Source organism: Salinigranum sp., from assembly GCF_041641895.1.
GTDB lineage: Archaea > Halobacteriota > Halobacteria > Halobacteriales > Haloferacaceae > Salinigranum.
The window spans coordinates 1-18,639 of sequence record NZ_JBEPXO010000010.1 but is presented as its reverse complement, the minus strand read 5'-3'; the positions used below and the strand labels follow the sequence as shown (position 1 = coordinate 18,639).

22 protein-coding genes are annotated in these 18,639 nt (G+C 69.9%); 13 read left to right on the top strand and 9 right to left on the bottom strand.

The genetic code is table 11. The annotated features are described in order from the left end of the window. Window positions 1–2 precede the first annotated feature (2 nt). From ACESK5_RS03480 to ACESK5_RS03470, 3 genes are all read left to right on the top strand, one after another. Window positions 3–878 (top strand): SDR family oxidoreductase, encoded by an 876-nt coding sequence (locus ACESK5_RS03480; RefSeq protein WP_372910158.1) that lies wholly within the window; start codon window positions 3–5, stop codon window positions 876–878. A gap of 70 nt (window positions 879–948) precedes the next feature. Further along, a complete protein-coding gene (locus ACESK5_RS03475) occupies window positions 949–2,145 on the top strand; it encodes a bifunctional oligoribonuclease/PAP phosphatase NrnA (RefSeq protein WP_372910157.1) in 1,197 nt (398 codons plus the stop codon). A 409-nt stretch (window positions 2,146–2,554) separates the two neighbouring features. Continuing rightward, window positions 2,555–3,640, top strand: coding sequence for an aldo/keto reductase (locus ACESK5_RS03470; RefSeq protein ID WP_372910156.1), 1,086 nt, complete (start codon window positions 2,555–2,557; stop codon window positions 3,638–3,640). 16 nt (window positions 3,641–3,656) lie between these two features. Here ACESK5_RS03470 and ACESK5_RS03465 read toward each other — a convergent pair whose 3' ends face one another. Further along, entirely contained in the window at window positions 3,657–3,827 is a 171-nt protein-coding gene (locus tag ACESK5_RS03465; protein ID WP_372910155.1) for an HVO_0758 family zinc finger protein, read from the bottom strand. 243 nt (window positions 3,828–4,070) lie between these two features. On the opposite strand from ACESK5_RS03465, the gene ACESK5_RS03460 reads away from it, so the two are divergent. From ACESK5_RS03460 to ACESK5_RS03440, 5 genes are all read left to right on the top strand, one after another. Further along, window positions 4,071–5,249, top strand: a complete 1,179-nt coding sequence (locus ACESK5_RS03460; protein ID WP_372910202.1) for an MFS transporter — start codon at window positions 4,071–4,073, stop codon at window positions 5,247–5,249. A gap of 51 nt (window positions 5,250–5,300) precedes the next feature. After that, window positions 5,301–6,395 carry a glycosyl transferase family 2 gene (locus tag ACESK5_RS03455; RefSeq protein WP_372910154.1) on the top strand — a complete coding sequence of 365 codons (1,095 nt, stop codon included), beginning with the start codon at window positions 5,301–5,303 and terminating at the stop codon, window positions 6,393–6,395. Beyond that, the gene (locus ACESK5_RS03450; RefSeq protein WP_372910153.1) at window positions 6,392–6,985 is read left to right on the top strand and encodes a hypothetical protein; all 594 of its coding nucleotides are present in this window, start codon (window positions 6,392–6,394) and stop codon (window positions 6,983–6,985) included. Before ACESK5_RS03455 ends, ACESK5_RS03450 begins: the two co-directional genes overlap by 4 nt. A gap of 84 nt (window positions 6,986–7,069) precedes the next feature. Further along, window positions 7,070–7,669 (top strand): CoA pyrophosphatase, encoded by a 600-nt coding sequence (locus ACESK5_RS03445; RefSeq protein WP_372910152.1) that lies wholly within the window; start codon window positions 7,070–7,072, stop codon window positions 7,667–7,669. Between the two features lie 65 nt (window positions 7,670–7,734). Continuing rightward, the gene (locus tag ACESK5_RS03440) at window positions 7,735–8,148 is read left to right on the top strand and encodes a VOC family protein (protein ID WP_372910151.1); all 414 of its coding nucleotides are present in this window, start codon (window positions 7,735–7,737) and stop codon (window positions 8,146–8,148) included. Between the two features lie 179 nt (window positions 8,149–8,327). Here the strand turns inward: ACESK5_RS03440 and ACESK5_RS03435 are convergent, their stop codons facing one another. Next, window positions 8,328–8,861, bottom strand: a complete 534-nt coding sequence (locus ACESK5_RS03435) for a quinol oxidase (RefSeq protein ID WP_372910150.1) — start codon at window positions 8,859–8,861, stop codon at window positions 8,328–8,330. A 285-nt stretch (window positions 8,862–9,146) separates the two neighbouring features. On the opposite strand from ACESK5_RS03435, the gene ACESK5_RS03430 reads away from it, so the two are divergent. After that, window positions 9,147–9,929 (top strand): luciferase, encoded by a 783-nt coding sequence (locus tag ACESK5_RS03430; RefSeq protein ID WP_372910149.1) that lies wholly within the window; start codon window positions 9,147–9,149, stop codon window positions 9,927–9,929. 71 nt (window positions 9,930–10,000) lie between these two features. Continuing rightward, the gene (locus ACESK5_RS03425; RefSeq protein WP_372910148.1) at window positions 10,001–10,774 is read left to right on the top strand and encodes a creatininase family protein; all 774 of its coding nucleotides are present in this window, start codon (window positions 10,001–10,003) and stop codon (window positions 10,772–10,774) included. A gap of 85 nt (window positions 10,775–10,859) precedes the next feature. On the opposite strand, the gene ACESK5_RS03420 is transcribed toward ACESK5_RS03425, so the two are convergent. Then, window positions 10,860–11,333, bottom strand: coding sequence for an Hsp20/alpha crystallin family protein (locus tag ACESK5_RS03420; protein WP_372910147.1), 474 nt, complete (start codon window positions 11,331–11,333; stop codon window positions 10,860–10,862). 56 nt (window positions 11,334–11,389) lie between these two features. After that, window positions 11,390–11,548: a hypothetical protein gene (locus ACESK5_RS03415; RefSeq protein ID WP_372910146.1), complete on the bottom strand. Its 159-nt coding sequence runs from the start codon at window positions 11,546–11,548 to the stop codon at window positions 11,390–11,392. Window positions 11,549–11,650: 102 nt separating this feature from the next. On the opposite strand from ACESK5_RS03415, the gene ACESK5_RS03410 reads away from it, so the two are divergent. Beyond that, window positions 11,651–13,402: a radical SAM protein gene (locus tag ACESK5_RS03410; protein WP_372910145.1), complete on the top strand. Its 1,752-nt coding sequence runs from the start codon at window positions 11,651–11,653 to the stop codon at window positions 13,400–13,402. An 87-nt stretch (window positions 13,403–13,489) separates the two neighbouring features. On the opposite strand, the gene ACESK5_RS03405 is transcribed toward ACESK5_RS03410, so the two are convergent. From ACESK5_RS03405 to ACESK5_RS03390, 4 genes are all read right to left on the bottom strand, one after another. Beyond that, window positions 13,490–13,888 carry a TRAM domain-containing protein gene (locus ACESK5_RS03405; RefSeq protein WP_372910144.1) on the bottom strand — a complete coding sequence of 133 codons (399 nt, stop codon included), beginning with the start codon at window positions 13,886–13,888 and terminating at the stop codon, window positions 13,490–13,492. A 162-nt stretch (window positions 13,889–14,050) separates the two neighbouring features. Continuing rightward, window positions 14,051–14,785 carry a YkgJ family cysteine cluster protein gene (locus tag ACESK5_RS03400; protein WP_372910143.1) on the bottom strand — a complete coding sequence of 245 codons (735 nt, stop codon included), beginning with the start codon at window positions 14,783–14,785 and terminating at the stop codon, window positions 14,051–14,053. Between the two features lie 23 nt (window positions 14,786–14,808). Next, window positions 14,809–15,630, bottom strand: a complete 822-nt coding sequence (locus ACESK5_RS03395; RefSeq protein ID WP_372910142.1) for an MBL fold metallo-hydrolase — start codon at window positions 15,628–15,630, stop codon at window positions 14,809–14,811. Window positions 15,631–15,706: 76 nt separating this feature from the next. Beyond that, complete coding sequence (locus ACESK5_RS03390; protein ID WP_372910141.1) at window positions 15,707–15,979, bottom strand: MarR family transcriptional regulator; 273 nt, start codon at window positions 15,977–15,979, stop codon at window positions 15,707–15,709. Between the two features lie 244 nt (window positions 15,980–16,223). Here ACESK5_RS03390 and ACESK5_RS03385 point away from each other — a divergent pair, with 244 nt between their 5' ends. Beyond that, on the top strand, window positions 16,224–16,982 hold the full coding sequence (locus ACESK5_RS03385) for a class I SAM-dependent methyltransferase (protein WP_372910140.1): 759 nt from the start codon (window positions 16,224–16,226) through the stop codon (window positions 16,980–16,982). 45 nt (window positions 16,983–17,027) lie between these two features. Continuing rightward, window positions 17,028–17,951, top strand: coding sequence for a glycosyltransferase family 2 protein (locus ACESK5_RS03380; protein ID WP_372910139.1), 924 nt, complete (start codon window positions 17,028–17,030; stop codon window positions 17,949–17,951). A gap of 18 nt (window positions 17,952–17,969) precedes the next feature. Here ACESK5_RS03380 and ACESK5_RS03375 read toward each other — a convergent pair. Next, the coding region (locus ACESK5_RS03375; RefSeq protein ID WP_372910138.1) for an amidohydrolase family protein at window positions 17,970–18,639 on the bottom strand (670 nt) is incomplete at its 5' end.

Genomic DNA, 18,639 nt, shown 5'->3' with positions numbered 1-18,639 from the left:
CGATGCGGGTGGTCGTCCTCGGCTGTGGCTACGTCGGACTGGAACTCGGCCGGCAACTGCGCGAGGACGGACACGACGTCGTCGGCGTCCGTCGCTCCGACTCGGGGCTCGACGCCGTCGCCGACGCCGGTCTCGACCCCGTCCGTGCAGACGTCACCGTCCCCGAGACGCTCGCCGACGTACCGGACGCGGACTGGCTGGTCTTCGCGGCCAGTTCGGGCGGCCGCGGCGCCGCCGCCGCGCGCCGGGTGTTCGTCGACGGCCTCCGGAACGCCGTCGACGAGTTCGCGACTCGTGAGTCGCCTCCGGGACGGCTCGTCTACACCTCCTCGACGGGCGTCTACGGCGACCACGACGGCGACTGGGTCGACGAGGACACGCCGCTCGACCCGACCACCGACAAGACGCGCGTCCTCGCCGAGGCGGAGGACGTCGCGCTGTCGGCGCCCGTCGACTCGACGGTCGCTCGGTTCGCCGGCCTCTACGGCCCCGACCGGTACCGGCTCGAACGCTACCTCGACGGACCGGTCACCGAGGGGTATCTGAACATGGTCCACCGCGACGACGCCGCCGGAGCCGTGCGGTTCGCGCTCGAGGAAGGCGTCGACGACGTCCTCCTGGTCGTCGACGACGAACCCGTCTCGAAGTGGGAGTTCGCCGACTGGCTGGCCGACGCGTGCGGCGTCGACAGACCGGAGAAACGGACGAAAGCGGAGCGTCTCGCTGCCGGCGACCTCTCGGAGGCCGCCCGTCGGCGAATCCTGACCAGCAAGCGCTGCTCGAACGGTCGGCTCCGGGCGCTCGGGTACGAGTTCGCGTATCCGACGTTTCGGGCGGGGTACTGTGCCGCGGTCGACGCGTATCGGGGCGACGGGTGACCCGTTCCTGTCCCCGCTCGTTGGACACAATGTGGGAATCTTCATGACCCGTGGCACAGACAGGGTGGATATGTCCGCGAGAATCGAGCCTCCCGTTCTCCTCCAGGACACCGGGTCGGTTCTCGACGGGGCCGAGTCGTTCGTGCGGACGTACCCCGAACTCGCAGTCGCCGTCGTGTTCGCCGTCGTCGCACTCGTCGGCGGGGCGTACGCCCTCCTGCGGTTCAAGCGCCCGATGGGGATGCGCTTCCTGGAGACGCTCGCCAGCCGCGACGAAGTCGTCGTGCTGATGCATCCGAACCCCGACCCCGACGCGATGGCCGCGGCCATCGGCGTCGCGTGCCTCGCCCGGCAGGTCGGCACCGCGGCGACGCTCCAGTACACCGGGCAGATCCGTCACCAGGAGAACCGCGCGTTCCGGACGGTGCTCGACCTCGACATGGAGGCTATCGACCACGTCTCCGACCTCACGGCGGAGTCGGTGGTCCTCGTCGACCACAACGAACCGCGCGGGTTCGCCGGCGCGGAGGGCATCCTCCCGTTCGCCGTCGTCGACCACCACCCCGGCGACGGGACGGGCGAGGCGTTCACCGACGTCCGGACCGGCTACGGCGCGTGTTCGAGCATCGTCTCCGAGTACTTCCGCGACGTCGGCGCGACGCCCGTCCCGCCGGACATGCACGCCTCCGAGATCGCGGCCGAGTACACCCTGCCGTCGACGATCTCGACGGGTCTCCTCTACGGCATCCTCACCGACACCAGCCGTCTCACCGCCGGCTGCTCGGCTCCGGACTTCTCGGCGGCGGGGTATCTGTACCCCGGTATCGACGAGGACCTCCTGAACCGCATCGCCAACCCCGAGGTGTCGAAGGAGGTACTCGAGGCGAAAGCGCGCGCCATCGCCGGGCGGCAGGTTCAGGGGCCGTTCCTCGTCAGCGACGTCGGCGCGCTGTCGAACCTCGACGCGATTCCGCAGGCCGCGGACGAACTCATCAAGATGGAGGGCGTGACCGCCGCCGTCGTCGTCGGCGAGAAGAAGGGTAACATCTACCTCTCGGGTCGGTCGCGCGACGACCGGGTCCACATGGGTCGGACGCTGGAGACGGCGCTGGCGGACGTCCCCGGGTCGTCGGCGGGCGGCCACGCGCGGATGGGCGGCGCACAGATCACCCACAGTGACGGCGTCGTCGACACCGATGGGGGGGTACGCATCGAGCGCGAGGCGCTCGTCGAACGGCTGTTCGAGTCGATGTCCGGCGAGACGTGAACTGTCTGAAACGGCTGTCGGAGTCGGTCCGTTCGGGCGACGCGACCGTGTCCCGCGACTGTTCGTCGTGCGAGCCGGACCGTGACCGCGCAGTGCACGGGCGCGGTGTCCGTCTCGGACCTCCCCAGCCGGTCGCTCGCACACGGAGGTGCTCGCGGACCCCTCGTGCGCTGTTCGCTCCCGTTCGGTCGCTCACTCCCGCGCGCCGGCCGCACCGATGCGGTGGCACGTGACGTCACGCCGTTTCTCCACGGTTCGCGCGCGAGGGAGACCGTGCGGCATCTGCGCGGTTCATGCAGGCATCCTCGGTGTCGGTTGCCCGTGTCTCCGAGACGTCACCGAGCACGTCCCCTGTCTCCGGCCATCCAGAACACGAACCCCTATCCATCACCGTCGCGTTCGCTCGGACATGGCCACGCGTGAGGGAACCTGGCGGTACCGGAACCGCTTCGGCGACAGCTTCGGTCGCACCTACTTCCGGCGGTTTCCCCCCGGCGTCGTCTCCTCCGTCGGCATCGGCACGTACCTCGGCGACGCCACGGATGCCGTCGACGAACGGTACCACGACGCGCTCGTGACGGCGTTCGAGAGCGGCGTCAACCTCGTCGACACCGCGGTCAACTACCGCTGTCAGCGCTCCGAGCGCGTCGTCGGCCGGGCGCTGTCGGCCGCGGAGGTCGAGCGCGACGAGGTGGTCGTCGCGACGAAGGGCGGGTTCGCCCCCTTCGACGGGGCCCCCCCAGAGAACCCCTCGCAGTACGTCAGACGGGAGTTCCTCGACACGGGCCTCCTCTCGCCCGACGACCTGGCACGCGGCAGCCACGCGCTCGCCCCCGCGTTCGTCGACGCGATGCTCGACCGCTCGCTGGCGAACCTCGACCTCGACCGAGTCGACCTGTACTACGTCCACAACCCCGAGACGCAACTCCACACCCGCTCGCGCGGGGCGGTGTACGACCTCCTCGAACGCGCCTTCGAGCGACTCGAACGCCGGCGCGCCGACGGCGACGTCGGGGCGTACGGTGTCGCCACCTGGAACGCGTTTCGGGTGCCGGCCGACCACGACCAGTACCTCTCGCTCGCCGAAGTTGTCGCCCGCGCCGAGGCGGCCGCCGAGCGCGTCGGTGCCGACGAGTCGGGACTCACAGCCGTCCAGTTGCCGTTCAACGTGCGGATGGCCGACGCGTTCACCCGCCGGGCCCACGGCCCCGACGGCACACAGAGCGCGCTGGAGTACGCTCACGAACGGGGCCTGCACGTCTTCACCTCGGCGAGCATCGGGCAGGGTGACCTCGCCCGGTCGCTCCCCGCCGACGTCGACGCCGAACTCACGGGCGACACGGCCGCCCAGCGCGCGCTCAACTTCGCCCGGTCGGCCCCGGGCGTGACCGCGTCGCTCGTCGGGACGTCGACGCGGGCACACGTCGCCGAGAACGTCGCCGCGGGGACGTTCGACCCGCTCGGGGCACGGGCGTTCGACGCAGTCTTCGAGTGACCCGGTCTCGCCCGCGCTACCGCAGTTCCTTCCACTGTCGCCCGCACTCGGGACAGGTCCGGACGGAGAACACCTCGTCGGGGTCGTTCTTCTTCTTCAGCGTCTTCTCACAGTCGCTGCAGACGAGGCGTTCGTAGTTGTCCTTGTGCAACTGACCCTCGCGAAGCCCCTTCCGCGTCGATTTCATACGCGGCCGTTCGAGACGGCAGGGGAAAAAGACCCCACCCCGCGTCTGACACCGAGCCGACGGGGTCGTCCGCACCGGCGTCTCCCGCAACCGTCGTCCGGTGGGGGCGAGTCGTCGGTGCGCGCTCCACCACGGCTGTCACGCAATCGCATCGCACGCACACCGACGAGTCGCAACGCTTGTCGTCCTCTCGGGTCAATCCGGAGCGTGAGCAGACGTCCCCTCTTCGGTACCCTCTGTGCGATGGTGTTCCTCGTGAACCTCGCACGCGTCGTCTTCGCCCCGCTCGTCGGGGAGTTCATCACGGTGTTCGCCATCGGCGAGGCCACCGCCGGTGCCATCGCGACGGCGGTGTGGCTCGGCAGCGCGCTCCCCCGCCTCCCGGCCGGGTGGCTCCTCACGCGCGTCCCGCGCCACCGTGTCATCCTCGGGACGGGGCTAGTTCTGGCTGTCGCCTCGGCGTTCACTGCGACCGCCGACTCGGTTCTCACGCTCGCGTTCGGCGCGCTCCTGATGGGTATCTCGTCGGGCGTCTACTTCGTCGCCGCCAACCCGCTCGTGAGCGAACTCTACCCCGGACGCGTCGGCCGGGCGATGGGCATCCACGGCATGGCCGCACAGGTCGCCGCCGTCGTCGCCGCACCCCTCGTGACGCTCGTCCTCTGGTACTCGTGGCGCCTCGCGTTCGTCTGTATCGGCGTCGGGGCGTTCGTCGTCACCGTCGCCCTGTTCGTGACCGCGCGTCGGACGACGCTCCCGGACGCGGGCGCCGCCGACCGTGACCTCGTCGCCGGTATCAGGCGGGAGTGGAAACTCGTCGTCGTCGGCGTCGTCATCCTCGGGACGACGGGGTTCGTCTGGCAGGGGCTGTTCAACTTCTACGAACTGTACATGCGGACGAAGGGGCTCTCGCCCGCGATGGCGAAGAACACCCTGACGGTCGTGTTCGCGGCGGGCGTCCCCGCCTTCTTCGTCTCCGGCCGACTCGCGGACCGTCTCCCCCACGTGCCGTACGTCCTCGGCATCGTCGCGGCGTTCGCCGCCTGTGTGTTCGCTCTCACGACGACGACCGGCCTGCTCCCGCTGTTCGTCCTCACGGCCGTCATCGGCTACGTCATCCACAGCCTCTTCCCGGCGATGGACACGTTCCTGCTCGACACCCTTCCCGACGAGACGCGCGGGAGCGCCTACGCCGCCTACTCGGCCGGGATGATGTTCTCGCAGGCCGGCGGCTCCAGCGCCGTCGGGACGCTCGTCGAACGCGGCGTCGCCTACGACGCGGTGTTCGCCAGCCTCGCGCTCGGCCTCGTCGGCCTCGTCACGGTCCTCGGGACCCTCCGGGCGCTCGGCCGTCTGCCCGGGACGGCCGCGAGCGAAGTCGCCACGGGTCCGTTCGCCGACCCGGAGTGTGAGTGCGACTGAGGCGCGCGGTCGGTCGCGGGACTTTTGCCACTCGGTTCCCTGAATCGGGTGATGGAGTACGTCCAAGAGCGGGTCACGACGCTCCACGACCTCGGCGACGCCACGCCCCATGCCCCGGTCGACCGGGCTGCGGTGGTCGTGCCGATGACCGAGCGCGAGTACGCCGGCCTCGCCGCCGAGCGCGTCCTCTCGTCGCTCGAACGCGTCGCCCCCGCCCGCGTCGTCGTCCCGCTCCGCGCCTCGGCGGACCGTGCGGGCGCCTTCGCCGACTGGCTCGCCGAGTACGACCTCCCCCTCTCCGTCGTCTGGTGTGACGGTCCGCAGGTAGCGGCGCTCCTGGCGGAGCACGACCTCGACGGGCACCGGGGCAAGGGACGCGACGTCTGGCTCGCGCTCGGTGCCGCCCTCTCCGAGGAGTTCGTCGTGTTCCACGACGCCGACACGAAGACGTACGACGCCTCGTACGTCCACCGGCTCCTGTTCCCGCTCGCACACGGTCACGCGTTCTCGAAAGGGTACTACGCCCGCGTCGAGAACCGCCGGCTGTACGGTCGGCTCTTCCGCCTGTTCTACGCGCCGCTGGTCCGGGCGCTCGCCGACGCCCACGACGCCGCCGTCCTCGACTACCTCGCCGCGTTCCGCTACGCGCTCGCCGGGGAGTTCGCCGCGACGCGTGACCTCGCGTCCCGTCTCCGGATGCAGCGCGACTGGGGGCTTGAGGTCGGCACCCTCGGCGACGCGTTCGCTCACGCCGGCTTCGACGAGAGCGCACAGGTCGACCTCGGCGCGTACGAACACGACCACCGCGCCGTCTCGGGGCCAACGGGCCTGTCCGACATGTCCCGTGGCGTCGGCCGAGCGCTCTTCACAGCCGTCGAAGAGCACGGCGTCACGCCCGACTACGACAGCCTCCCCGACCGCTACCGGGAGACCGCCCGCCGGTTCGTCCGCGCCTACGGGACCGACGCGGCGTTCAACGGCCTCGACTACCCCACCGACGAGGAACGGTCGCAGGTCGAGCGGTACGTGGATGCCGTCGCCCCACCCACCCGCGACGACCGCCTCCCCGCGTGGGCGGACGCCCCTATCGCGCCGCGCGACGTCCGCGAGTGTTCCGAAGCGGACCTCCGGGAGGTACGAGGGTGACCGCCGACCCGTTCGACGCAGCGGTCCTCCCCGTCGCCGACGCCGACGAACTCGCGGGCGTGGTCGACCTGTTCGGTGCACTCTCCGCCGACGAGGTGGTCGCGGCGCTCGTCGAACTCGCCTACCGCCAGCGCGGGAGTGTCGACGAGGACCGGGTCGAAGCGACGGCCATCGACGCCGTCGAGTGGGCGGTCGAGCGGTACTACCTGGTGGAGTACGTGCCGGCGGACCTGACGGGTGCGGACGACGCGGCGGCGGGAACGGTCGACGCGGACGGGTCGGACTCCGGCCACGACGCGCTCCTCACCGTCGGTCCCGTCGCGTTCCCGACGCTCCCGGCGGAGGCGGAGGACCTCCCGCACATCCTCGGCTTCGAGACCAAGTCGGTCTCGCGGGAGTCGCTCGCGCGGGCGGTCGAGACACGACTTCGCGGTGACGCCGCCCGCGCCGTCGTCGCCGAGGACGAGGCGCGCATCCGACACCTGTTCGACGTGACCTACGACCTTGAGGCGTGGGCGCCCGTCGAGGTGGGCGAGGTGCGCGAGCGACTCGAGGACGCGCTGGCGGCGGCCGACGACGACGCGTCGTAGTCGCCCGCAGCGCGGGTGCCGGCTCGGGACCCAAGCGTTGCCCCATGCATACAGGGTTAAGACCTTCGGCCCGCTGTGTCGAGTATGGACCTCTCCGGCGTCGGTCGGCACACGCCCGCTTCGCTCGAGGGGATGTCGCGGCAGGCGGCGGTCGTCGCGCCCGTCGTCGCCCGCGGTGACGAGGACCACCTGTTGTTCACCAAACGCGCGGACCACCTCGGCGAGCACGCCGGACAGATGAGCTTCCCCGGTGGCGGCCGGGAGCCGAGCGACGAGTCGCTGGAGACGACCGCCCTCCGCGAGGCGAACGAGGAAATCGGTCTCCGACCCGCGGAGGTCGAACTCTTCGGCCGACTCGACGACATCGAGACGGTCACGGACTACTCGGTCCGACCGTTCGTCGCGCGGGTGCCCGACCGCGAGTACACGCCCGACGAGCGCGAGGTTGCCGAAATCACCGTCCTCTCCGTCGCGGCCCTCACCGACCTCGCCAACTATGAGTCCGAACAGCGCGACCACCCCCACTACGGCGAGATTCGCATCCACTTCTTCCACGTCGACGGCTACACCGTCTGGGGCGCGACCGGTCGGATGCTCGTCCAGCTCCTCGAACTCACGACCGACTGGCGGATGCCGCCCGAGGTCGACCGGATAGTCGACCCCGACGCGGACCTGCCGGTCTGACGTAACCGCCCATACGCCCATGCAAGGCGTGCGGTGAAGGGAGGGCGTCCGCTACCCGGACGCACATGATCGGTTCGCTGTCGCAGGTGACCCTCGTCGTGGCGAATCAGACCGACGCCGCGACGTTCTACACCGACAAGCTCGGCTTCGAGAAGCGAGCGGATGAACCGATGGGTGAGGACAACCGCTGGGTAACCGTCGCGCCGCCGGGGGGCGACGTCGAAATCGTCCTCCAGTCGCCGGACTGGTTCGAGGGCGAGGAGGTGGTCCGGCGACGCTCGATGATCGGTGAGAGTCCCGAACTGGCGTTCGCCGTCGACGACTGCCGGGAGACGCACGAGACGCTCACCGACCGCGGGGTCGATTTCCACACCGCCCCCGAGTCGGTCCCGTGGGGGGTGCAGGCGGTGGCGTACGACCTCTACGAGAACCGCCTCGTCCTCATCGAACGGAACGACGACGGAGCGGGGGACGAGTGACGGCCGGTCGGTCGAGCCGGCCGCGGAACCTCACGCCTCCGCGTTCGTCTGGCTGAGTCGCTTCCGCGCTCCGCGGAGACGTTCCGTCCGTCCCGGAGACACCATCCGTACCCGGCGGTCGAGCCGAACGGTCGGCGAGTGCGTGAGTCAGAGAGAAAGAGCGGTCGACTCGGGCACCGTCACCCGAGCAGGTACTTCAGCGCGGGGCGCTGGCGGACGAACTCGGTCGCCTCGAGGATGCGGTCGAGGCCCATGATGCGGCCCGCGGCGAGGGTGGCGACGAGCACGAACAGCAGGAACCCGAACAGGTCCCCGTTGACGTAGCCGTGCGCCCAGTCGGCGTTCCCGAGGTAGAAGAACACCATCAGGAACGCGCCCCAGAAGGCGGCGAACCGGGTGAGTGCGCCCAGGATGAGCGCGAGGCCGATGAGCGTCTGGCCGACGGGGATGGCGAGGTTCGTGAAGCTGAGTAGCCACGGCGTCTCCGCAGCGAAGACGAAGAAGCCGTGGATGGGGCTGCCGGCCGTGCCGTGTGCGAGCCAGCCGGCCGCACTGAACGCTTCGCCCGAGACGAAGGCGTACTTGCTCACCCCGGCGTTGAGGAACCAGTAGCCGGTGATGAGCCGCACGATGACCGTTACGTATCCAGTGAGCGATTCGTCGTACGCGAACTCGATGGGCTTGCCAAACCACTCGACTCTGTTAGTAGTCATGATCGTTCTCCACTTCCTCCTACTCCCGTAGTATGAGTATAACCATTCTATGGCTCTCACAATCCGAGAAACGAACGGGTAGGGCCGCTAAAACGCCGGTAACGGATTCACGAGACGTTAATCGTGACGTTGTAGTGTCGGGCCCCGACGGTCGGTCGTCCGAGCCGACTCGGCACAGAACGACAACGTTTTGTCCCGAAACTCGTCAGTGGTCGTATGGTCGCACAGACGATTGATCGCGTTCCGCGACGACTGTGAGGTTCCCTTCGCTGGAGGTGTCCCGAGATGTTGACCGGTGAGCGTGCCGTCGCCGAGACGGGGCTCGACGCGCTCGCACTGAAACCCGCCGAGTGTGACGTCCGCCGCGCGCTGGACGTCCCGCTGTCGACGGTGGCCATCGACTACGAGGGGCACGACGTGCTCCCCTCGTCGGCGGTGCTCGAACGCCTCGCCGCCGAGAAGACGGTGAGGCTCACGATTCCCGTCCGGGCCGATGGCTTCGACCTGCTCGGCGACGACTCCCGCTGGGAGTCGGTTCCCGAGTCCGTCGACCGGGTGCTCGTCGCGGGTCACGGCGCGTATCTCACCGACGACGAGAAGCGACGCGCCGTCGCCCCGCGACTCCGTGCGGCACGCGAGCGAGCGCCCGACGCCTGGGTCGGCACCGAAGGCATCGAGCGCATCGCGCTGGCCGCCGGCGGGACGCAGTACGAACTCCTCTCACGGTCGACAACGCGCGACGTCCGTGCGCTCCGTGCCGCGGGCTTCGACGGCCAGGTCGCGCTGTACGCCCCGACGGTGCTGACCGACGACGAGGACGCCGTCCTCGACGCCGTCGGCGCGTACGCGGCCCGGCGTCGGCCCGTCGCTCGCGCGCTCCCGGACGACGCGTCGATCGACGCGACGGCCACCGGACGCGCCCGGGAGGTCCTCTCCGCCGCGGTTCGCGACTACGCGCTCGTCGGAGCGCCCGACACCGTGCACGAGCAGGTCAGCGAACTCCGCGAGGCGGGCGTCGACCTCGTCGTCGGCTACCCCGCCCGCGGGGTCGACGCGTTCTGCGACTGACCCCCTCTCGCGCCGCGGTCGACCCCCCGTCTTTCGCCGTCGATAAGTCCTCACCCGCCCGAGCGTCTCGCATGAGTCCACCACCGCTCGCGGACCGCTCGACGACCGAGGCGGCCGACCTGCTCGCCGACGTCGACGTGGCGCTCCTGCCGACGGGCGCGACCGAACAGCACGGGCCGCACCTCCCGCTCGGAACCGACACCCGGGCCGCGCTCGGCGTGACAGAACGACTCGACCGCGACGACTGCGTGGCGCTGCCGCCCGTCACGGTCGGCGTGAGCGACCACCACCGACAGTTCCCCGGGACGCTCTCGGTGTCGCCCGAGACGTTCGCGGCCTACGTCGGAGAGGTGGTCGAGAGCCTCGCGGCACACGGGGTACGGAAGGTCGTGGTGGTGAACGGCCACGGTGGGAACGACGACGCGCTCCGACGGGCCGCCCGCCGACTCCGCCGCGAGGAGACGGCCTTCGTCGTCCCGTGGAACTGGTGGTCGAACCTCGGGGACGAACACGAGGCCCTGTTCGGGCGCGACCACGTCGGCCACGCCGGTGCGGCCGAGACGAGCGTCGTGAGTGCGCTCGCGCCCCACCTCGTTCGCGACGACGTGCTCGCCGAGGCGGACGCCGGTGCGGCCGACGTCTGGGGCGTCCACGTCGGGGGTGCGATGGTGCTCGACGACGTCGCGGACTTCTCGGAGAACGGTGCCGTCGGCGTCCCCTCCGACGGGGGGACCGAGGCGGGCGAGCGGCTCCTCGACGCGGCCGTCGCTGACCTCGACACGCTGTGTAGCTGGCTCGCCGAACGGTCGTTCGACTCGCTCTTACCTCCCGAGCGGACGGGGTAGCGGGGTCGGCGAACCGAGAACGGTTTCGGACGCGGCTCGAGGGAGGCCGGACGCCTCAGGCGGCGCCGACCGGCGGGCGCGTCGGTTACGACTCGTCGGCGTGGGTGTCGCCCACGTCGTCCACGTCGTCCACGTCGTCCACGTCGTCCACGTCGTCCTGAACCTCGACGTCCGTCGCGCGGTCGTCCTTGGGGATGCGAATCCGTAGGGTCCCGTTGTCCGCGAGGGTCGCGGACGCCCCGTCGGCGTCGACGGCCGCGTCGTCGGGGAGCGTCACCTCGCCGTCGAGCGAGAGGCCACGGCCGGGGAAGCGCATGTCGAAGCCCTCGTAGAACTCCCGGAAGCGGTCGATGCGGACCTGCACCTCCCCGTCGAGGAAGCGGACCTGGACGTCCGAGCGCTGGACGCCCGGGGCGTCGAAGACGACCAGATACGCGTCGTCGCTCTCGAGGAGGTCGTACGGGAGGGGTTTGCGCTCCTGGACGCGGCTCATCCCGCGACCGACCCGCTCGAGGACCGTGTTGGCGACTGACTCACCTATCTCGCGAATTCCTGTCATCGTTCGTGCGTGAAGCTAGTGGCCGCCGGGAGAAAAGCGTTGTTCGATGGCGCTGCTTACAGTTCGATGCGCTCGAGCGTGTCGGTCTCCCCGCAGTAGGGACACCGCAGGTCCGCGACGGAGAGGTCGTCGGGGACGTCGTAGGTGTAGTGGTTCTCGAACATATCCAGCTCACAGTCGGCGTTGAGGCACCTGAATTCCTCCGTCTTCGGCATGTGCCACGCTTGCGCCGAGAGGCGGATACGCTTTTCGGAGCGTCCCCTCACGGGCGCGCGCGGACCGTGCCGTTTACCCACGCCGGGAGCGAACCGGCGGGTATGACACAGGCTCCGGCATCGACGCCGTCGAGCGGCCCACGCGACCCGGCGTCGCTTCAGGTCGTCATCGTCGACGGGTACGTCGACGAACCGGCCCACTTCGGGGTGCCGCCGTACGTCTCTACGTACCCCCGATACACGGCCGGCGCGCTCGTCGACGCCGGCGTCCCGCCCGGACAGATTACGTACCACACCATCGACGAACTCCGCGACGAGCGGGGGAAGTGGCGCGCCGTCGCCGACGCCGACCTCCTGGTGTACGTCGGTGGGATGACCGTCCCCGGGAAGTACGTCGGCGGGACGCCCGCCGAACCCGACGAGGTGAAGGAACTGGCGTGGACCGCCGACGGGACGACGCTGATGGGCGGCCCCGTGAAGTTCGGCGTCGGCGACAAGAACGAGGGCGCCTCCGACACCGAACGGAAGGACCTCGACTACGACTTCGTCGCGAAGGGCGACGTCGAGGCCGCCGCGTACGACCTCGTCGCCTCCGGACTCGAGGGGTTCGGCGACCGGATGCGCGAGTACAGCGAGGTGGATCGCTGGGCCGCGCTCGGCGCGTTCGTCGTCGGACAGCACCCGAACCACCCGGACTACCTCATCGCCGAACTGGAGACGTCTCGTGGCTGTGCCTACCGCTGTTCGTTCTGTACCGAACCGCTGTACGGCGACCCGAGCTTCCGAACCGCCGAGTCGGTCGTGCGCGAGGTGGACCGCCTCGCAGACGCCGGCGTCAGGCACTTCCGTCTCGGCCGGCAGGCGGACATCCTCGCGTTCGGTGGCGACGGCGAGGCGCCCAACCCCGACGCGCTCCGCGAGCTGTACGGCGGCATCCGCGACGTCGTCCCCGACGTCGGGACGCTCCACCTGGACAACATGAACCCGGTGACCATCGTCGACTACCCCGACCGGTCGCGGGAGGCCATCCGGATCATCGCCGAGCACAACACCCCCGGGGACACGGCGGCGTTCGGCCTCGAGTCCGCCGACCCCGTCGTCCAGGAGGAGAACAACCTCCTCGTGAGCGCCGAGGAGTGTCTCGAAGCCGTCCGCGTCGTCAACGAGGTAGGCGGGTGGCGCCCCGGCGACGAGGAGAAGCGGGGACCGAGCCTCGAGGGCGACCGCCTCCCGAAACTGCTCCCCGGCATCAACCTCGTCCACGGCCTGATGGGCGAGCGCCCCGAGACGTACGAACACAACAAGCGCTTCCTGCAGCGAGTGTACGACGAGGGGCTGATGCTCCGCCGCATCAACATCCGGCAGGTGATGGCGTTCGCGGGGACGGAGATGTCCGAGACGGGCGCGGACATCGCGAAGGAGCACAAACAGCAGTTCAAACCGTACAAGCGCGCGGTCCGCGAGGAGATCGACCGCCCGATGCTGAAGCGCGTCCTCCCACCGGGGGCGGTGCTCGAGGACGTCCACCTCGAGTACCACCAGGACGGCAAGACGTTCGGCCGCCAACTCGGGACGTACTCCCTGCTCGTGGCGGTCCCCGGGGAACGCCCGCTCGGTGAGACGCTCGACGTCGCCGTCGTCGACTACGGCTACCGTTCTGTCACCGGCGTCCCCTACCCGCTGGACCTGAACGCGGCGTCGATGGACGAACTCACGTCCATCCCGGGCGTGGGGAGACGGACCGCCGGCGACATCGTCGTCGGGCGCCCGTACGCCGCCGTCGACGAGGCGCCCGGCGGCGCGGACGTCGACCTCTCTCGGTTCGCGACGGTCTCGTCCGGGCGGGCCGACTGACCTCGGATACGGTCACGGTCACACGGTGACGAGCGGTCCGACGCGACACGACCCGCTCCCGCGTCGCACCGCGACGGCCCGTCCCGCTCAGAAGTCCTCTTCGATGATCTCGCCGACGGCGAAGTTCGACTTGACCTCCGTCACCTCGACCTTCACCCGTTCGCCGACTTCCGCGCCGGGGACGATGATGACGTATCCGCGCTCGACGCGAGCGATACCGTCCCCCTGCTTGCCGATGTCCTCGATTTCGACGTACCGGAGTTCGCCGACCTCCACCGGTGGCTGTGGCTCCGACGTGTCGGTCTGTTTTCGCTCGGGGCGGGACTCCGTCGCTTCCTTCCGGGAGATGAGGGCGACGCGGTAGATTTCGCCCGGGTCGACGCTTCCCGTCTCGACCTCCCGACGGGGGACCTCGACGACGTACTTGTCGTCCTCGGCCCGGACCTCGGCGTTGAACAAACACAGGAGCTTATCTGAGATTTCCATAGTGAGACCTCCACTCTCTCCCACACCGGCCGTCATCAAAGAGGTACCGACCGTTCTGGCCGCTGCAGCGGGTTTCGTCCCCCGTTCGTTCGGTTTCCCACCCGAGGTCAGACGGTCAACGTCGGGCGACCGGACGGTCTGCGGTCGCCCGTGACCGTCCGGCTACGTGCCGTCGTCGAGCGGACGCCCGTCGGGTCGCTTCTGCCCCTCGGAGTCGTGGACGACCACGCCCGGTGTGTCCGTCGGTCGGTAGTTGTCCCGGACGCCGATGGCCTCCTCCAGTTCCCGCACCGCACGCGCCTTCAGCGCCGAAGCCAGTTCCTCGGCGTCCGCCCGCGAGATGTCGCGGCCGAGTCCCTCACACTCGTGGGCCCGGACCATCCCCTCCCCGTCGACCGCCTCGCCCATGGGCTGACTCGTCCCGCCGAGCGCGACGCTGAACGGGTACGTTCGACAGACGAGCGGCCGGTCGTCGTGGACCGCACACGCGCCCGTCCCCTCCGTCTCACGGTAGAACGTGCAGTCTCCGCAGTCGTCGGTCTGGAGCGCCCACTCGAACGTCTCGCCTTCGGTCCCCGCCTCGCCCTCGCTGAGGCCGTACGGCATCGGTCGGGCGACGTCCCGCCAGTCGTACGTCCCGTCCTCTCCCGCCGCCATCAGCCGACGAACCTCGTCGGGAAACACCGTCGCCGTGTGTGGCTCTCGCTCGCTCGTCTGTTGGTTCTCGTCGCCCTCGTCACCGTCACTCCCGCACGTCTCGTACCCCTTGCAGCAGGCGCCACAGCGGGTACACTCGAAGCCGATGGACTCGATGGCGTCGGCGAGTGCGGCTTCGTCCAACTCGCGGGCGCGGGCCAGTTCGGCCTCCAGCGAGGGTGACGGCGACGGCGATGACACACCCGCTCTCGGGTCGGCCCGAACTAAACCCCGTCGCTCGGGTCGACCCGCCCCGTCGTCGCGTCCCATCGCACCCGTCGCTCGACGGCGAGTTTCTCGAGGTGGGCGCGGACCGTCGCGCGTGCGAGGCCCCGCACGTCCGAGACGTCCTTGTCGTAGGCACCGTCGACGACTTCGTCGAGCGTTCGCGCGCCGGCGTCCACCGCCCGCTGGACGCGACGCTCGCGCGCGAGTCGGTGGTGGATGAGGCGGTCCAGCGTCGCACGCGGGTCGTCGACCGGTGGTCCGTGGCCCGGGTGCAGCCGCGACGGTGACCGCGCGCGGAGGCGACGCAGACTCGTCAGATACGCCCGCATGTCGCCCTCGGGCGCCCCGACGACGACGCTCCCCTCGGCGACGGCGAGGTCACCACAGAGTACGCTGCCGTCGCGCTCACCCCCGCGTCCGCGTTCACCCCCGAACTCGAGCTCGAACGCGACGTGGTCGCGTGCGTGACCCGGTATGTCGAGCACCGTCACTGCCCCGGCGTCGGTGTCGACGACGGTCCCCTCGCGCATCGTCCGGTCGGGAGTGACGCCCGTCGCGGCCTCGAACGCGCGTTCGTGTCCGTGGCGTGCCCACACCGTCGCGCCCGTCTCGGCCGCGTAGTGGGCGACGCCCCCGACGTGATCCGGGTGGGTGTGCGTCACCGCCAGGTGTTCGACCGTGCGTCCGGCGAGGAGGGCGTCGACGTCGGCGTGCCGCGCTGGCGGGTCGACGAGGAGTGCGCCGTCGCTGCCGACGAGGTAGCAGTTCGTCGCGCCCGTCGGAACGGGACGGTCGACGGGGACGGCGGTTCGATGCACGGAGAAGGGTGGGTGCTTGGTCAGTCGGGCGTGCGGTTCGCCCGCGGCGTCCGGTGCAGAGTGCGTCGCCCCACGTTCAGGTGTTGAGGTAGTACACCTGTTTCCGGGCGTCCTTGAAGCTGTACCGCGAGGAGACGAGTTCGGACTCCTCGAGACGGTTGAGCGCGTAGCGGACGGTCCGGTCCGGCAGCAGCGACTCCTCGGCGAGCTGTCCCTGTGAGAGCGGTGCGTCCATCTGCAGGACTTTGGCGACGAGTTTCGCACTCGGTGGGAGCTCGCGGAGCCGTTCGCGGAACTCGGCCTCCGACAGGAGTTCTTCGGCCTCTCCCTCTGCAGTACTGGTGCTCATACCAGATGCGGGGTTCTGCCGTATGGTAAAGGTTAGCTACATGTGTGACAAAACAATCCGTACACCTTATACACATAATAACAACACGTGTCCGACGGACGATCGTCGAGCCGGCCGGCGACCCGCGGTGCCCGTCGCGTCCCGTCGGCCCCGAACGGTGTGGCCGCGACGACGACTGGCGAGCGTTCGCGTGGCACAGCGTTCCAGTACGTTCATAGTGGAGGCGCGCACAGAGCCGGTACGAGTGAAAGGAAAGGAGTGGTACAAGGCGGACGACGTCGCCGAAGAGTACGACTCGAAACGCTTCTCGCGCGGGGGTCGACTCATCGACCGCCGGGAGAAGGGCGCAGTGCTCGATGCGCTCTCGCCAGTCGACGGGAAGCGGGTCCTCGAAATCGCGTGCGGGACGGGGCGGTTCACAGTCATGCTCGCCGAGCGCGGCGCGGACGTCGTCGGACTCGACATCTCCCGAGCGATGCTCACGCAGGGCCGCGAGAAGGCCAAGGATGCGGGTGTCGACGACCACATCACGTTCCTGCTCGGCGACGCCGCCCGGTTGCCGTTCCCGGACGACTACTTCGACGCCGTCTTCGCGATGCGTTTCTTCCACCTCGCGGACACCCCCGCGAAGTTCCTCGCGGAGATGGCCCGCGTCTCGAAGCGTCAGGTCTTCTTCGACACGTTCAACGACTTCTCGACGCGAGTCGTCTACAACTGGCTCCTCCCGATGGGCTCGCATCTGTACTCCCGCGAGGACGTCGAGCGCCTCGTCGACGGCGCTGGTCTCTCGCTGGCCTCCGAGTCACACGACTTCGTCGTCCCCTACGGCTTGTATCGGAAGATACCCAACACCATCGCCTCCGACATCCGCTCCGTCGACACGGCCGTCGGGGACACGAGCGTCGGCGAGCGACTCGCCTCCGTCTCGTACTGGTGCGCCGAAGTCCCGGACGCGGGCGAAGAGGCCGACGAGGCGGTCCAACGGGCCAGCGAAGCCGAGTAGATACGGAGCGGCCGGATTTAAGTGTCCGCTCGCCGACGGACGGACATGGACCTCTCGGTAGTCGTCCCGACGCTCAACGGGCGCGACCGGCTAGCTACCAGCCTCGACTCGCTGGCCGCTCACGCCCCCAACGCCGAGGTGGTCGTGGTCAACGGCCCCTCGGCGGACGGGACCACCGGGATGGTGCGCGACCGTGACGACGTCGACGTCCTCGTCGAACTCTCCGCGCGGACGCTGAATGTCGCCCGGAACGCCGGTATTCAGGCCGCGAGCGGCGACGCTGTCGCCTTCCTGGGCTACGACTTCGCGGTCGACCCGGAGTGGGCCGACGCCGTCGACGCCCGACTCGCCGAGGACCCGGTCGTGACCGGGCCGACCCGCCGCCGGGTCTACGGCGGACAGACCGCCGACGCTCCCGAGCGGCGGCGAATCTGCAAGCGTGACGTCGCGTACTTCGACGGCGGCAACGTCGCCTTCCGGCGGTCGGTCCTCGACGACCTCGACGGGTTCGACGAGTACCTCCAGACGGGCGGCGCCCGCGACGCCGCTCACCGTCTCGCGGGCCTCGGCTACAGCGTCGCGTGGGAGCCCGGGATGCAGGTGTCGCTCGAACACGAGACCGACGGTGGCGTCGAGACCCGCGACTGGGAGTGGAAGTACCGTGCGCTCGCGTACCGCCTCGTGAAGAACTACGGCGTCCGACCCGAGGTGGCCCGCCGGACGCTCCGCCACGCCGGGTCGGACGCGCTGTCGACGGCGAAGGACGTCCTGCGGGGGGAGTCGGTGCCGACGTCGTGGTTCGGCACCAGCCGCTCGGTCACCGTCGGCATCGTGACCGGGTTCCGCCACGGCCTCGTCGCTCGCGCCCGCGACCGGTCGCCGAGTCGCAACCCGCGCGGTGTCTCGACCCGCACCGACCGCGCCGTCGCACAGTACGACTGGCGACAGTCTTCTTCCTCTTCGCCGTAACGCCCCTTCCTCGACGGTTCACGCGGACGGCGCGAGCGCCGGGAACACCCGCGCCGCGTTCTTCTCGAACGCGCGGCGCATGAGGTCCTCGCTCACGTCGAGCGTGAGCAGTTCCATCACGCTGACGTTCGGATGCGTCGCCGGCGCGCCGGACCCGAACAGGACCCGGTCGGGGTGTTCGAGGAGTCCCCGTTCGAGGACGTCCCGGTAGCGAACGAAACTCGTCTCGACGTAGAGGTCGTCGTGCCGTTCGAGGAGGTCGACCGTCGCGTGCATCCCCTCACGGTCGAGGGGGTAGCCGCCGAACCGTTCGAGCACCACCGGGAACGAGTATCGGAGCAGCGTCGCCTCCACCGCCGCGAGGGAGAACCCCGCCCCGGCACGAACCATCACGGGCAGGCCCACGCCGTCGAGTCGTTCGAGCGTCTCCTCGTCCGGCAGGCCGTCGCGTGCCGGGTCGAGGGTGAAGCCGTGGAACCGGTCGCCGTAGCCGTACTGTTCGACGTCGTCCGGCGAGGTGTGGTGGTCGGCGCGCGAGGCGGTGAGGTTCCGGAGTCGGGCGGCGGGGCGGTCGCTCGGGTCACGCGGGCCGGCGAGTCGCGCCAGCGGGACGAACGGTCGGTCGACGCTCAGTCGCGCCACCGCGTTGTTCACCCGGAGGTACCCCTCTCCCTCCGGACGGGGGCTC

What these genes read in the sequence shown, in the direction of transcription:
- ACESK5_RS03480 (WP_372910158.1), top strand. Translation starts at nt 3, where the DNA reads ATGCGGGTGGTCGTCCTCGGCTGTGGCTACGTCGGACTGGAACTCGGC.
- ACESK5_RS03475 (WP_372910157.1), top strand. Translation starts at nt 949, where the DNA reads ATGTCCGCGAGAATCGAGCCTCCCGTTCTCCTCCAGGACACCGGGTCG.
- ACESK5_RS03470 (WP_372910156.1), top strand. Translation starts at nt 2,555, where the DNA reads ATGGCCACGCGTGAGGGAACCTGGCGGTACCGGAACCGCTTCGGCGAC.
- ACESK5_RS03465 (WP_372910155.1), bottom strand. Translation starts at nt 3,827, where the DNA reads ATGAAATCGACGCGGAAGGGGCTTCGCGAGGGTCAGTTGCACAAGGAC.
- ACESK5_RS03460 (WP_372910202.1), top strand. Translation starts at nt 4,071, where the DNA reads ATGGTGTTCCTCGTGAACCTCGCACGCGTCGTCTTCGCCCCGCTCGTC.
- ACESK5_RS03455 (WP_372910154.1), top strand. Translation starts at nt 5,301, where the DNA reads ATGGAGTACGTCCAAGAGCGGGTCACGACGCTCCACGACCTCGGCGAC.
- ACESK5_RS03445 (WP_372910152.1), top strand. Translation starts at nt 7,070, where the DNA reads ATGGACCTCTCCGGCGTCGGTCGGCACACGCCCGCTTCGCTCGAGGGG.
- ACESK5_RS03440 (WP_372910151.1), top strand. Translation starts at nt 7,735, where the DNA reads ATGATCGGTTCGCTGTCGCAGGTGACCCTCGTCGTGGCGAATCAGACC.
- ACESK5_RS03435 (WP_372910150.1), bottom strand. Translation starts at nt 8,861, where the DNA reads ATGACTACTAACAGAGTCGAGTGGTTTGGCAAGCCCATCGAGTTCGCG.
- ACESK5_RS03430 (WP_372910149.1), top strand. Translation starts at nt 9,147, where the DNA reads ATGTTGACCGGTGAGCGTGCCGTCGCCGAGACGGGGCTCGACGCGCTC.
- ACESK5_RS03425 (WP_372910148.1), top strand. Translation starts at nt 10,001, where the DNA reads ATGAGTCCACCACCGCTCGCGGACCGCTCGACGACCGAGGCGGCCGAC.
- ACESK5_RS03420 (WP_372910147.1), bottom strand. Translation starts at nt 11,333, where the DNA reads ATGACAGGAATTCGCGAGATAGGTGAGTCAGTCGCCAACACGGTCCTC.
- ACESK5_RS03415 (WP_372910146.1), bottom strand. Translation starts at nt 11,548, where the DNA reads ATGCCGAAGACGGAGGAATTCAGGTGCCTCAACGCCGACTGTGAGCTG.
- ACESK5_RS03410 (WP_372910145.1), top strand. Translation starts at nt 11,651, where the DNA reads ATGACACAGGCTCCGGCATCGACGCCGTCGAGCGGCCCACGCGACCCG.
- ACESK5_RS03405 (WP_372910144.1), bottom strand. Translation starts at nt 13,888, where the DNA reads ATGGAAATCTCAGATAAGCTCCTGTGTTTGTTCAACGCCGAGGTCCGG.
- ACESK5_RS03390 (WP_372910141.1), bottom strand. Translation starts at nt 15,979, where the DNA reads ATGAGCACCAGTACTGCAGAGGGAGAGGCCGAAGAACTCCTGTCGGAG.
- ACESK5_RS03380 (WP_372910139.1), top strand. Translation starts at nt 17,028, where the DNA reads ATGGACCTCTCGGTAGTCGTCCCGACGCTCAACGGGCGCGACCGGCTA.